Origin of the sequence: Stutzerimonas stutzeri (genome assembly GCF_000952685.1) — a bacterium.
GTDB classification, from domain to species: domain Bacteria; phylum Pseudomonadota; class Gammaproteobacteria; order Pseudomonadales; family Pseudomonadaceae; genus Stutzerimonas; species Stutzerimonas stutzeri_E.
The window spans coordinates 192,802-205,239 of record NZ_JYHV01000037.1; the positions used below are offsets into that span (position 1 = coordinate 192,802).

Here is a 12,438-nt window from a genome sequence, read left to right on the forward strand (position 1 = left end):
GGCAGCACGCTACCGGCAGACCAGGCCGCTCAACAATCACATTGCAGACGATGAATGCGCCGTCATAACTGCTTAGGCGTCGGTGACCGCTTGTTTGGAGGTGCGTACCGCACCGCGGCGGTTCTCGCCATGTGCCCGCACACAGTTGCGGCCCGCGCCCTTGGCGCTATAAAGCGCCTGGTCCGCCGCCTTGATGACCTCTTCCGGTGTACGCTGCGTCACCGACCGCTCGGCGACGCCGATGCTGATGGTTACCGAAACTGCGCCAGCGGTACCAGCGCCGCGACGTTGCCGCCCCTGCTCGGCGGCTTTCGGCCGGCGGGTCTTGTCGCGCAATTGCAGTGGATAACCCTCGACCGCCTGCCGGACCGCCTCCAGGTGAGGCAGACAATGTTGCAGATCGCGCCCTGGGAAAACCAAAGCGAACTCTTCGCCGCCGTAACGATAGGCACGCCCGCCGCCACCCACCTTGCGCAACCGGCTCGCCACCAGCCGTAGCACCTGGTCGCCGACGTCGTGACCGTGGGTATCGTTGAATGCCTTGAAACGATCCACGTCGGCCATGGCGATGACGTATTGCCGTCCCAACCGTTGTAGACGCTCGTTGAGTGCACGGCGCCCAGGCAGTCCCGTGAGTTCGTCGCGAAAGGCCATCTGGTAGGCCTCCTGCGCGATCGCCACCACCAGTATCAGCATCATCAGGCTGCTCATGACGTTGAGCGCGCCGGGCCGACTGAACACTTGCGGTAGCATCAACAACAAGCCAATCAGGGCCACGAACTGAGCCGCATGGACCGGCCTGGGTCGGCGCACGTACTGGATCAGCAAGCCGGTCAGCACCAGCAGGAACGCCGGATAGGCTAGCTGGATCAGCTGCAGCCAGTCCGCCGCCAACGATGGCCACCGGACGTCTATCAGCCAGTCGAGCAATGCTTGCGGAAAACGCCGCGCCAGGGCCAACGCAACCGCCACCACAGCAAACAGTACAGCAATCCGCGCCAGGCCATCCTGCAGCAGATGAGCCCGCTCCTGCCACAACCCGTACAGCCCATAGAGCACCGGCAACAGCAGGCTGCAAAGATGGAACGTCAATGCGGCTTCAGGTAACAGCGCGCCATTGAGGCGATAATGGTCCGCCTGGGAATCCAGCAGGAAATAGACGATGTAAACCGTCAGCAGCAGGCAAGTCTCGCGCAGCCGCCCATAGGCGATGCAAAACGCCCCGCCAAGTAGCAGCAAGACGGTAGGCAGTACGTTGAAAAGCGAGATGAAGAACTCGTTCAGGTTCGGCTGTCGTGCGGCCACCAAGGCACCGAACAACAACGCCAGCGGCGCATAGAAATGGCTGAAAAAGCGTGCGGCGTTCAGACGAGACACGACAGCTCCGGCAAATAGCCGTGAAGAAGACAAGCATTGTGCCAGCACTCGACCAGCCAATCACCCGGCAGGAACAGCATCGGTACGAATTGGATTTATCGAAGCCAAAAAAAACCGCTGCCGAAGCAGCGGTTTTGATTTCACCTGAACCTTAGTACGCCAGTTCGAAGTGAGCTTCGTCCATGTCCATCAGGTTGTCGGCACCGGACAGCATGGTTTCCACGTGAGTGCGGGTGCGCGGCAGGATGCGCTGGAAGTAGAAGCGTGCAGTCTGCACCTTTGCGGTGTAGAAACCGTCGGTGTCTTCACCGGCAGCGATCTTCTCCGAGGCCAGACGCGCCATGTCGGCCCAGAAGTAGGCCAGGCAGGCGTAACCGCAGTACATCAGGTAGTCCACCGAAGCGGCACCGACTTCCTCGCGGTTCTTCATCGCGGCCATGCCGACCTTCATGGTCAGGTCGCCCCACTCCTTGTTCAGCTTGGCGAGCGGCTCGACGAATTGCTTGACCGCCTCATTGCCCTCGTTGGCCTGGCAGAACTTGTGAACCACCTTGGTGAAGCCCTTCAGCGCTTCGCCCTGGGTCATCAGCACTTTGCGGCCGAGCAGGTCGAGTGCCTGGATGCCGGTGGTGCCTTCGTACAGGCAAGAGATGCGGCTGTCGCGAACGTTTTGTTCCATGCCCCACTCAGCGATGAAGCCATGGCCGCCGTAGATCTGCACGCCGTGGTTGGCAGCTTCAAAGCCGACTTCGGTCATGAACGCCTTGGCGATTGGAGTGAGGAAGGCGAGCATGGCGTCAGCGGCCTTGCGCTGCGCTTCGTCGGTGCTGCGCTGGACGATATCGACCTGCTTGGCGGCGAAGTAGAGCATTGCACGGTTGCCTTCGGCGAAGGTCTTCATGGTCAGCAGCATGCGGCGTACGTCCGGGTGCACGATGATCGGATCAGCGGCTTTTTCCGGCGCTTTCGGGCCAGTCAGCGAACGCATCTGCAGACGCTCACGAGCATATTTGATGCCACCCTGGAAGCCGATTTCGGCATGCGCCAGGCCCTGCAGGGCTGTACCCAGGCGCGCCGTGTTCATGAACGTGAACATGCAGTTCAGGCCCTTGTTCGGCGGGCCGATCAGGAAGCCGGTGGCGCCGTCGAAGTTCATTACACAGGTGGCGTTGCCGTGGATACCCATCTTGTGCTCCAGCGAGCCACAGGACACACCGTTACGCTCACCCACGCCACCTTCTGCGTTCGGCAGGAACTTAGGCACGATGAACAGCGAAATGCCCTTGGTGCCTTGCGGGGCATCGGGCAAGCGGGCCAGAACGATATGGACGATGTTATCGGCCATGTCGTGTTCGCCAGCGGAAATGAAGATCTTGGTGCCGGACACCTTGTAGCTGCCATCGGCCTGAGGCTCAGCCTTGGTGCGCAGCATGCCGAGGTCGGTGCCGCAATGCGGCTCGGTCAGGCACATGGTGCCGGTCCACTCACCGGACACCAGCTTAGTCAGGTAGGTCTGCTGTTGCTCGGGCGTACCGTGCTCGTGAAGCGTGTTCATCGCACCGTGGGACAGGCCGGGGTACATGCCCCATGACCAGTTGGCTTCGCCGATCATCTCGCTGATCGCCATACCCAGCGACTCCGGCAAACCCTGGCCGCCGTGCTCGACGTCATGGGCCAGGCTCGGCCAGCCGCCTTCGACGAACTGCTGGTAGGCGTCCTTGAAGCCGGTCGGCGTCTTCACGCCGCTTTCGCTCCAGGTGCAGCCTTCGATGTCACCCACACGGTTCAGCGGGGCAATCACCTGCTCACAGAACTTGGCGCCTTCGTCGAGAATGGCGTTGACCATGTCCGGGGTGGCGTCCTCACAACCCGGCAGGCTTTGGTAGTGCGCTTCGTAGCCGAGCAGTTCGTCACGTACAAAGCGGATATCGCGCAAGGGAGCCTTGTAGTCAGGCATAGCGTAAACCTCAGCGGTGGGTTCTTGGTTCAGGTGACCGACCGGCCACTCTTGGATTTGGATTGTGACCGCCAACGCGGCAGGTCAAACAGGCGTTTGAAACATACGTTTAGGCCTGCACGATGTCAAGCAGGGGCCAGGACGCCGTTGGTCGGGCGCCATGAATATCGAGATAAGAGAGAAAGCGCCGCTAGGGCAAAGAACGCCGGCCAGAGCGGCCAGCGCTGTCAGGCTTTGGTATTGATCAGGGTACCGAGCACTTCATCGGCTGTTTGCAACAGTCGCACGCCAGCTTTCGCGGTGTGCTCACCGACTTTCATCTGAACCAGTTGCTCGGTCAGCTCGATCGCATCGGCGACCGTCTGGGAATTCTCGGCAGCCGGCAAGGTGCTCGCGGCGAGCGCAGCGCCGGCGTTATCGACACGTTGCTGTCCGGCCTGGTATGCGCCCAGTCCGGCAGAAAGGAGGTTGTTATTGATCTGCATGTTGCGATTCCCGTGCGATCAGTTAGCCATCATTGAAGCAGAGCCGACGCGTTGTCGCCAGTGCCGGATGGCGATAAGCGGACCGACGAACCCTGTCAGGCAGGAATGAGCGGCCCAAGATCAAGATAAGACGACACATCGCAGGGGGAAGCGGCCGGCAGGCGCGGGACGCGACCCAGGCAAGGCGCTGACAAGCGTTCGGCCAGCGTAGCGAGGTTTTCATCCAGCCGCGACATCGAGGGATCGATGATGTTGGCGACCCAACCTGCCAATTGCAGCCCGTCGTGCTCGATGGCTTCGGCACTGAGCAGCGCGTGATTGATGCAACCGAGGCGCACCCCAACCACCAGAATCACCGGCAACCCGAGCTGCACGGCCAGTTCGGAAAGCGTTTCGCGGTCCGCCAAGGGGACACGCCAGCCACCGGCCCCTTCTACCAACGAAAAGTCCGCCTGCAGCGCCAGCATCTGCCGGACCGGGTCGACCAGCCGCGCCACGTTCAAATCGATGCCCGCCTCACGTGCGGCCAGGTGCGGCGCAATGGCCGGCTCGAAGGCGAACGGATTGACCTCCTCGTAACGCATCGGCAGGGTGCACTGGCCATGCAACGCAAGCGCATCGCTGTTGCGTAGCCCGTCGACGGTCATCTCGCAGCCCGACGCCACCGGCTTCGCCGCCGCGGTACTGAGCCCCGCAAGACGAGCGGCATGCAGCAACCCGGCGGCGATGGTCGTCTTGCCGACTTCGGTGTCGGTACCCGTCACGAAAAACGCTGTCATCGATCATCCTTGCGCAGCACGCCGTAGATCACCTGATAGGTCGCCGGCAACCCGGTTGGGGTGCGGAAGCGCTCGTAGGCATCGATCAGCGCGCGAATACGAGCCCGGCCAGTAAGCCCGCCCGGCCGGCCTGGGTTCAGGTTGTGGGCACCAAGTGCCTTGAGTTCAGCGGTCAACTGGCGCAGCTCGGCGAAATGCAGCACCTGCGGTTGCACATCGAGGCTCAGGATACTCAAACCGCTGGCGGCGCAAAGCCGCCGGTACGCTTGCTCACTGCGGAAACGGTTGACGTGGGCGAAACCATCCACCGCCTGCCAGCTGTCGCGCAACTCCTGCAGGGTGCCGCTGCACAGACTGCTGAAGGCGAACACCCCATTGCGGCGCAGCGCCCTGCGAGCCTCGTTCAGCACCGCGGAAAAATCTTCGCACCATTGCAGCGCCAGGCTGGAGAAAATCAAGTCGACCGATGCGTCGCGCAACGGCAGACACTCGGCATCGCCCGCCACAAATGCGTCAGCGCCGCCTTGCGGTCGCGCGTGCTGCAACATGCCTTCGGCGATGTCCATCGCCACACCATTGGCGATGGGAAAACGGCTCGCCAAGGCGCGGGAGAAATGGCCGGTGCCACAACCCAGATCGAGCCAACACGCGGGGCGCAGATCACCAGGCAAGCGATCGGACAGCACGTTGCCGACAGCACGCTGCAGCTCGGCCACCGAATCGTAGCTGGCCGCGGCGCGGGAAAACGACGCTGCCACGTGACGCTTATCAGGCAGCGCAGATTCGGCACCTGGCACCTGTACCGCGACCGAGTCGCTCATGCCAAGGCGCCCTTGATGAAGGCCACCATCGCCGCCGCGACGTCGTCGGCCCGCTCCAGTGCAACGGTATGGCTCGCGCCGGTTATGAGCTCGGCCTTGATGCCCGGCATCCAACGCCGCAGCGCCTCGCAGGCAGCTGCCGGCACCAGCGCATCGTTACCGGCAAACAGGTGCAACTGCGGGCCGAAATAGCCGTGCAGCGCACCACGCCCGTCCAGCTCCGCCAGCAACTGCAAACCCGCATCCAACACCTGCGACGACGACTGGGACTGACTCACCTCCAGCTGCCGAGCCAGTGTCCGCGGATCGTAGCCGCCCCGGCTGCAGAGTAAACGGAAGCGCTTAAGGGTTTCCTCGGGATCGAGCCGGAACGCCTCGTGAAAGGCGTCGAAGATGTCCGCACCCATGGCTTCCGGCCACTGTGGTCGGGCACGGAAGCAGGGATTACTGGCGATGGTAATCAACCCACGACAGCTATCGACACGCCGCGCCGCCAATTGCGAGGCCAGCATGCCGCCCAGCGACCAGCCGGCCAGCCAACTGTCGCGCGGCAGGCGTTGGTCCAGCTCGTCGAGCCAGGCATGCGCTGCACTCAGTTCGGGCAACGGCTCGACTACGACGTCGAGGCTGGGTGCGAGCTCGACCAACGCCTCGCACAAAGGTTGCAGCGCCGCCGGGCCGAACGCCCAGCCGGGCAACAAAATCAGCTGATCACGCATCCGCTTCAGGCTCCTCGGCCAATCGATTCCAGCATTCGGCCAGGATATCCAGCAGTCGTTCCACCTGCGCCTCACTGTGCGACGCACTGACGGTGACGCGCAGCCGCGCGCTGCCGGCCGGCACAGTGGGCGGGCGGATCGCACCGACCAGAATCCCCCGCTCACGCAGGGCAGCGGATAGCTTCAAGGCACGCTCGCTGCTGCCAACCAGGATTGGCTGAATCGGCGTCGGGCTATCCATTAGCGTCAGGCCGATCTCGGTCGCGCCGCGGCGGAAGCGTGCAATCAAGCGCTGCAGATGCTCGCGGCGCCAACCCTCACTGCGCAGCAGCTCAAGACTCTTCAGGGTGGCGCAGGCGACCGCTGGTGGCTGGCTGGTGGTGTAGATGTATGGCCGCGCGAACTGGATCAGTGTCTCGATCAGTTCTTCACTGCCGGCCACGAAGGCCCCTGCGGTACCGAACGCCTTGCCCAGCGTGCCGACAAGAACCGGCACGTCAGCGATGCCCAAGCCGAAATGCTCGACGATGCCGCCGCCGGTTTGACCCAGCGGACCGAAACCATGGGCGTCATCGACCATTACCCAGGCGTTGCGAGCTTTCGCGGTGGCACAAAGCGTTGGCAGGTCGGCCAGATCACCGTCCATGCTGAACACGCCGTCCGTCACCACCAGTGTATTGCCGGTCGCCTTCTCCAGGCGTTTGGCCAGACTGGCCGCATCGTTATGCAGATAGCGGGCAAATCGCGCGCCGCTGAGCAGTCCGGCGTCGAGCAGGGAGGCGTGGTTGATCCGGTCTTCGAGCACGGTATCGCCCTGCCCCACCAGTGCGGTAACCGCCGCCAGGTTGGCCATGTAGCCGGTGGAAAACAGCAGCGTCCGTGGCCGGCCGGTGAATTCGGCCAACGCTTCTTCGAGTTGATGATGCGGTGTGCTGTGACCCATCACCAGATGCGAGGCGCCGCCGCCGACGCCCCAGCGTTCGGCGCCCTGTTGCAACGCGCGGATCACTTCGGGGTGGCTGGCCAGCCCCAGGTAGTCATTGGAACAGAACGCCAGAAGCGCCTCGCCATCGACCGTCACCTCCGGCTGCTGCGGTGTATCCAGCAGGGGGCGACGGCGATAGAGATGGGCCGCGCGGCGCTCCACGAGGCGGGATTGCAGATCGAAAGGCATGGATTCACTCGAAGCTGGAAGCCTGACGCTGGAAGCACGGCCGAATCGCTTCATGCGTCCGGCTTCGAACTTCCAGCTCCGTGTTCACACGACCGCGTTATAAAACAGCTTCGAATCGCGCTGCTCGACCAGTGCCTGCTCGATGGCGGCCTGGTGGATTTCGTCGTCGTGCTCTTCGCGCGCTTCGGGCTGGATGCCCAGGCGCTTGAACAGCAGCATGTCTTTGTCGGCCTGCGGGTTGCCGGTGGTCAGCAGCTTCTCGCCGTAAAAAATCGAGTTCGCACCGGCGAGGAAGGCCAGCGCCTGCATCTGCTCGTTCATCTGCTCACGACCGGCGGACAGGCGCACATGGGACTTGGGCATCATAATCCGCGCCACGGCGAGCATGCGGATGAAGTCGAAGGGGTCTACGTCCTGCTCGTCGGCCAGCGGCGTGCCCTTGACCTTGACCAGCATATTGATCGGCACCGACTCGGGATGCTCGGGCAGGTTGGCCAGCTGGATTAGCAGGCCGGCGCGGTCGTTCAACGACTCGCCCATACCCAGGATGCCGCCGGAGCAGATCTTCATGCCCGACTCGCGCACATAGCTCAGCGTTTCCAGACGGTCTGCGTAGGTGCGGGTGGTAATGATGTTGCCGTAGAACTCCGGCGAGGTGTCGAGGTTGTGGTTGTAGTAGTCCAGCCCCGCCGCCGCCAGCGCCTTGGTCTGCTCCTGATCGAGCTTGCCGAGGGTCATGCAGGTTTCCAGACCCAACGCCTTTACGCCTTCGACCATCTTCAGCACATAGGGCATGTCCTTGGCGGAGGGGTGCTTCCAGGCCGCGCCCATGCAGAAACGGGTAGAACCGATTGCCTTGGCTTCGGCAGCCGCCTCCAGCACCTTCTGCACTTCCATCAGTTTTTCTTTATCCAGCCCGGTGTTGTAGTGGCCGGACTGCGGGCAATACTTGCAGTCTTCCGGGCAGGCACCGGTCTTGATCGACAGCAGCGTGGACACCTGCACGCGGTTGGCATCGAAGTGCTGGCGGTGCACGGCCTGAGCCTGGAAGATCAGGTCGTTGAAGGGTTGTTCGAAGAGCGCCTTGACTTCAGCGAGGCTCCAATCGTGACGCGTGGCGCAAGCGGCTGTGGCGCTCATGAGGCATTCCTTGTAATAGAATTCTTTGGCACGGATGCGAAATGGTTAGCCAAGCCAAAGGCGCTGTCAACCTGGAAAGGAATCATGGTTTACAACTGGTTAAAATTAGAGCAATTCTGCCAGCTCTGCGACGAGCGCTGCGAAGCCGGGCAATCACTATGCGGTCCCTGTGAGGCCGAACTGCCCTGGCTCGGCGGGCAGTGCACGATCTGCGCGCTGCCGTTGCCAGCGACCGGCGCGATCTGCGGCCAGTGTCTCAAGCATCCCCCCGCCTTCGACCATGTGGCCGTGCCCTGGCGCTTCGCCTTTCCGGTGGACAGCCTGGTTACGCGCTTCAAGCATCAGTCACGCTGGCCTTTCGGTCGTTTGCTGGCGGAGCAGCTGGCGCGCTACCTGCAGCACCGATTCGACGAAGGCTTGCCACGCCCGAACATGTTGCTGCCGGTCCCCCTGGCTCGCAAGCGGTTGCGCCAGCGTGGCTTCAACCAGGCACAGATGCTCGCCAACTGGCTGAGCCCGGTGCTGGATATCCCGGTCCAGCGCGAGCTGTTGCAGCGCATTCATGAGACCCCATCGCAGCAAGCGCTGGATGCCGCCAGCCGGCGCCAAAACCTACGCCAGGCCTTTGCGCTGACAAACGAGCTGCAGATCGTGGGTCGCCATGTGGCGGTCATAGATGACGTGCTTACCACTGGCGCAACCGCCGAAGCGCTGGCTCGCTTGTTGAAACGCGCGGGCGCCGAGCGGGTCGATATTTACTGCCTGGCGCGTACGCCAAGGCCGGGCGATTAGGCGGCCAGAGCCGCGGTTGTGTAAACGCGCCAGTGCAATACACTGGCCGACCCATTTACGGAGCCGACCATGAGCCACCCTTTCGACACACTCACACCCGATCTTGTGCTCGATGCGGTGGAAAGCGCCGGCTTCATCAGCGATGCCCGCGTCTTGGCATTGAACAGTTACGAAAACCGCGTCTATCAGGTGGGCATCGAAGATGAGACGCCCATCGTGGCGAAGTTTTATCGCCCCGGCCGCTGGAGTGATGAGGCCATACTCGAGGAACATCAGTTCACCCAGGAGTTGGCCGACCGCGAAATACCGGTGGTTGCCCCGCTGGAGCACGGCGGCAAGACGCTTTTCGAACATGCCGGTTTTCGCTTCGCCTTGTTCCCTCGGCGTGGCGGTCGCGCACCGGAACCCGGCAATCTCGACCAACTTTACCGCCTCGGACAGCTGCTCGGCCGTATGCATGCGGTCAGCGCCAGCCGTCCGTTCGAGTACCGCGAAACCCTGACCACCCAGCATTTCGGCCACGACTCGCTGACCACGCTGCTGGACGGCGGTTTCATTCCGAAAAGCCTGCTGCCGGCCTACGAATCGGTGGCCCGCGACCTGCTCAAGCGAGTCGACGACGTGTTCGCCCGCACCGAGTTCCAACCGATCCGCCTACACGGTGACTGCCACCCGGGCAACATTCTCGCCCGGGATGACGCCTTCCACCTGGTGGACCTGGACGATTGCCGCATGGGGCCTTCGGTTCAAGACATCTGGATGATGCTCGCCGGTGAACGTCACGAGCGGCTCGGACAGTTGTCTGAGCTGGTCGATGGCTATAACGAATTTCACGACTTCGCCCCGCGCGAACTCCCACTGATCGAGGCCCTGCGCGCGCTGCGCCTGATGCACTACAGCGCCTGGCTGGCACGCCGCTGGGACGATCCCGCCTTTCCTATGAGCTTTCCCTGGTTCGGCACCGAGCGCTATTGGGGCAATCAGATCCTGACCCTGCGCGAGCAGATGTCCGCGCTGCAGGAAGAGCCGCTGAAGCTGTTCTGAACGGGAAGCTCGCGTAGGGTGGGCCACGCTTCACCGACCCACCGGGCGGACGGTGGATGTAAAAATCGACCACCTTACCGCTTCCAGCCGCTACTGCTTCTCATCGATCAGCCAGTCCAGCCGCCAGTCTCCCTCGCTTTGCCCGAGCAGCTTGGCCAGCCACGGCAGCAGCTCGCGCAGTTCCTCTTCCAGGCCCCATGGTGGGTTGCTGATGGCCAGACCGGAGCCATTCAAGCGCAGCGCTTCGTCGGTGGGATGGACATGGAGTTCGGCGCGCAGCAGTTTCGGCGCGCCGCTGCGCGACAACTGCTGATAGAAGCGTTTGAGCTGACGCTCATCCTTGATCGGGTACCAGATAACGCCGATTGTCTGGCGCATGCGTCCGAGCGCTTCGGTGAGCGCCTGCACGCAGCGGGTCAATTCGTCTGCCTGCTCGAAGGGCGGATCGATTAGCAACGCCACGCGTTTTTCCTGAGTCGGCATCAACGCCCGCGGCACGTGCCAGCCCTCTCCCAGATGCACCGCGACACGGCGATCACCGGCCATGTTGTCCTTCAGCAGACGGCCATCCTCGGGGTGTTTCTCGTTGAGCTGCAGACGATCCTGCGGACGGCTTAGCTGCCGGGCCAGTTCCGGCGATCCCGGGTAGTAGCGCAGCACGCCGTCCGGATTGAGCGCGCGGATCACGTTCAGATAGTCCTCGGTCGCTGCCGGAGCGTCGTCTGCTTGCCACAGCCGGGCGATGCCTTGCAGCCATTCGCCGGTGCGGCTGGCCTGATCACCGGCGAGGTCATACAGACCGACGCCGGCATGGCTGTCGAGGTAGGCGAACGGCGCTTCCTTGCGCGCGAGCAAAGCGAACAGCCGGGACAGGACGAGGTGTTTGAACACGTCGGCGTGATTGCCGGCGTGAAAAGCGTGGCGGTAATTCATCGGGCACTCCTGAAGAGCGCACAGTCTAACCGTGCGGCGCGGCGATTCGCAGGGGCTGCTCGCAGATCAACGCGAACGCCGATGCAACTCTTCGATAATCGGCTGCTACAGTGAACAGCCCTGCCCAGCCGACAAGGAGCCCAGATGGACATCCGCGACCTCTTGCGCATCACCCTTCCGATCATCCAGGCGCCGATGGCCGGCTCGCAGAACCATCAGCTCGCCGCCGCGGTGTCAATGGCCGGCGGCCTGGGTTCGATTCCCGCGGGCATGCTCAACGCCGACTCGCTGGATGCCGAGCTCAGCGCTATGACGGCACTGACCGACCGGCCATACAACGTCAACTTCTTCTGCCACCAGCCGCCAGCCATCGAGCCGGAACGGGAACAGGCGTGGCTGGACGTGTTGACGCCCTTTCTCCTAGAGCACCAGATCGACCCGATGAGCATTCCCAGCGGCGCGACACGCAAGCCCTTCGATGCAGCGATGGCTGAGGTGGTCGAGCGTTACCGTCCGGCGGTGGTCAGTTTTCATTTCGGCCTGCCTGCCCCGGACCTGCTCAGGCGGGTCAAGGCAACCGGCGCGAGGATTCTCTCCAGCGCCACGACGCTCGAAGAAGGCCACTGGCTGCAGAATCAAGGCGTCGATGCGGTCATCGCCCAGGGTGTCGAAGCCGGTGGCCATCGAGGGATGTTTCTCAGCGCGGATATCGACGGCCAGGTCGGCACCTTCGCCCTGTTGCCGCAGTTGGTGGCCGCGCTGGATGTGCCGGTGATTGCTGCCGGCGGCATCGCCGATGCGCGCGGTGTCGCCGCGGCGCGGGCACTCGGTGCGGCCGGCGTACAGGTCGGCACGGCTTACCTGCTGTGCGACGAGAGCCGCACCAGCGCGCTGCATCGTCAGGCATTGCAGAGCCCAGCGGCGGAACGTACGGTGCTGACCACGCTGTTTTCCGGTCGGCCGGCGCGCGGCATGGTCAACCGACTGATCCGCGAACTCGGCCCACGACCCGAGGCAGTGCCGGCCTTTCCTTTGGCCAGCAATGCGATTGGCAGTCTGCGCGCCGCTGCCGAGCCCCAGGGCATCAGCGATTTTTCACCACTCTGGGCGGGGCAGAATGCAAGCGGCTGCCAGGCCGTCCCAGCAGCGCAGCTGACCCATTCGCTGGCGGTGGGTTGGTCAGACTGAAATAGCCAGCGCCAGGTGTCGGAGTCGGG

Annotated in this window: 12 protein-coding genes; 3 read left to right on the top strand and 9 right to left on the bottom strand. The window is 63.2% G+C overall.

Going from position 1 to position 12,438, the window contains the following annotated elements:
- Window positions 1-72 precede the first annotated feature (72 nt).
- The 8 genes from UF78_RS19565 to bioB form a co-directional block, all read right to left on the bottom strand.
- A complete protein-coding gene (locus UF78_RS19565; protein WP_045163884.1) occupies window positions 73-1,377 on the bottom strand; it encodes a GGDEF domain-containing protein in 1,305 nt (434 codons plus the stop codon).
- Between the two features lie 151 nt (window positions 1,378-1,528).
- Window positions 1,529-3,334 carry a phenylacyl-CoA dehydrogenase gene (locus UF78_RS19570; protein WP_045163885.1) on the bottom strand — a complete coding sequence of 602 codons (1,806 nt, stop codon included), beginning with the start codon at window positions 3,332-3,334 and terminating at the stop codon, window positions 1,529-1,531.
- A 227-nt stretch (window positions 3,335-3,561) separates the two neighbouring features.
- Complete coding sequence (locus UF78_RS19575; RefSeq protein ID WP_045163886.1) at window positions 3,562-3,819, bottom strand: hypothetical protein; 258 nt, start codon at window positions 3,817-3,819, stop codon at window positions 3,562-3,564.
- A 95-nt stretch (window positions 3,820-3,914) separates the two neighbouring features.
- A complete protein-coding gene (gene bioD / locus UF78_RS19580) occupies window positions 3,915-4,598 on the bottom strand; it encodes a dethiobiotin synthase (RefSeq protein ID WP_045163887.1) in 684 nt (227 codons plus the stop codon).
- Window positions 4,595-5,419: a malonyl-ACP O-methyltransferase BioC gene (bioC, locus tag UF78_RS19585; protein WP_045163888.1), complete on the bottom strand. Its 825-nt coding sequence runs from the start codon at window positions 5,417-5,419 to the stop codon at window positions 4,595-4,597. Before bioC ends, bioD begins: the two co-directional genes overlap by 4 nt.
- On the bottom strand, window positions 5,416-6,138 hold the full coding sequence (locus UF78_RS19590; RefSeq protein ID WP_045163889.1) for an alpha/beta fold hydrolase: 723 nt from the start codon (window positions 6,136-6,138) through the stop codon (window positions 5,416-5,418). The genes bioC and UF78_RS19590 overlap by 4 nt, the downstream gene beginning before the upstream one ends.
- Window positions 6,131-7,312, bottom strand: a complete 1,182-nt coding sequence (gene bioF, locus UF78_RS19595; protein ID WP_045163890.1) for an 8-amino-7-oxononanoate synthase — start codon at window positions 7,310-7,312, stop codon at window positions 6,131-6,133. The genes UF78_RS19590 and bioF overlap by 8 nt, the downstream gene beginning before the upstream one ends.
- An 84-nt stretch (window positions 7,313-7,396) precedes the next feature.
- Complete coding sequence (gene bioB, locus UF78_RS19600; RefSeq protein WP_045163891.1) at window positions 7,397-8,452, bottom strand: biotin synthase BioB; 1,056 nt, start codon at window positions 8,450-8,452, stop codon at window positions 7,397-7,399.
- A gap of 84 nt (window positions 8,453-8,536) precedes the next feature.
- Here bioB and UF78_RS19605 point away from each other — a divergent pair, with 84 nt between their 5' ends.
- Together UF78_RS19605 and UF78_RS19610 are read left to right on the top strand one after the other, a co-directional pair.
- A complete protein-coding gene (locus tag UF78_RS19605) occupies window positions 8,537-9,244 on the top strand; it encodes a ComF family protein (RefSeq protein ID WP_045163892.1) in 708 nt (235 codons plus the stop codon).
- A 69-nt stretch (window positions 9,245-9,313) separates the two neighbouring features.
- Complete coding sequence (locus UF78_RS19610; RefSeq protein ID WP_045163893.1) at window positions 9,314-10,288, top strand: serine/threonine protein kinase; 975 nt, start codon at window positions 9,314-9,316, stop codon at window positions 10,286-10,288.
- A 90-nt stretch (window positions 10,289-10,378) separates the two neighbouring features.
- On the opposite strand, the gene UF78_RS19615 is transcribed toward UF78_RS19610, so the two are convergent.
- Window positions 10,379-11,221, bottom strand: a complete 843-nt coding sequence (locus UF78_RS19615; RefSeq protein ID WP_045163894.1) for a 23S rRNA (adenine(2030)-N(6))-methyltransferase RlmJ — start codon at window positions 11,219-11,221, stop codon at window positions 10,379-10,381.
- Between the two features lie 144 nt (window positions 11,222-11,365).
- Between UF78_RS19615 and UF78_RS19620 the strand changes: the two genes are divergently transcribed.
- Complete coding sequence (locus UF78_RS19620) at window positions 11,366-12,409, top strand: NAD(P)H-dependent flavin oxidoreductase (protein WP_045163895.1); 1,044 nt, start codon at window positions 11,366-11,368, stop codon at window positions 12,407-12,409.
- Window positions 12,410-12,438 lie beyond the last annotated feature (29 nt).

Excerpts from the sequence above, each read along its gene's own strand:
- UF78_RS19570 (WP_045163885.1), bottom strand. The coding sequence starts at position 3,334 with ATGCCTGACTACAAGGCTCCCTTGCGCGATATCCGCTTTGTACGTGAC.
- UF78_RS19615 (WP_045163894.1), bottom strand. The coding sequence starts at position 11,221 with ATGAATTACCGCCACGCTTTTCACGCCGGCAATCACGCCGACGTGTTC.
- bioB (WP_045163891.1), bottom strand. The coding sequence starts at position 8,452 with ATGAGCGCCACAGCCGCTTGCGCCACGCGTCACGATTGGAGCCTCGCT.
- UF78_RS19575 (WP_045163886.1), bottom strand. The coding sequence starts at position 3,819 with ATGCAGATCAATAACAACCTCCTTTCTGCCGGACTGGGCGCATACCAG.
- bioF (WP_045163890.1), bottom strand. The coding sequence starts at position 7,312 with ATGCCTTTCGATCTGCAATCCCGCCTCGTGGAGCGCCGCGCGGCCCAT.
- UF78_RS19620 (WP_045163895.1), top strand. The coding sequence starts at position 11,366 with ATGGACATCCGCGACCTCTTGCGCATCACCCTTCCGATCATCCAGGCG.
- UF78_RS19610 (WP_045163893.1), top strand. The coding sequence starts at position 9,314 with ATGAGCCACCCTTTCGACACACTCACACCCGATCTTGTGCTCGATGCG.
- UF78_RS19605 (WP_045163892.1), top strand. The coding sequence starts at position 8,537 with ATGGTTTACAACTGGTTAAAATTAGAGCAATTCTGCCAGCTCTGCGAC.
- bioC (WP_045163888.1), bottom strand. The coding sequence starts at position 5,419 with ATGAGCGACTCGGTCGCGGTACAGGTGCCAGGTGCCGAATCTGCGCTG.
- bioD (WP_045163887.1), bottom strand. The coding sequence starts at position 4,598 with ATGACAGCGTTTTTCGTGACGGGTACCGACACCGAAGTCGGCAAGACG.
- UF78_RS19590 (WP_045163889.1), bottom strand. The coding sequence starts at position 6,138 with ATGCGTGATCAGCTGATTTTGTTGCCCGGCTGGGCGTTCGGCCCGGCG.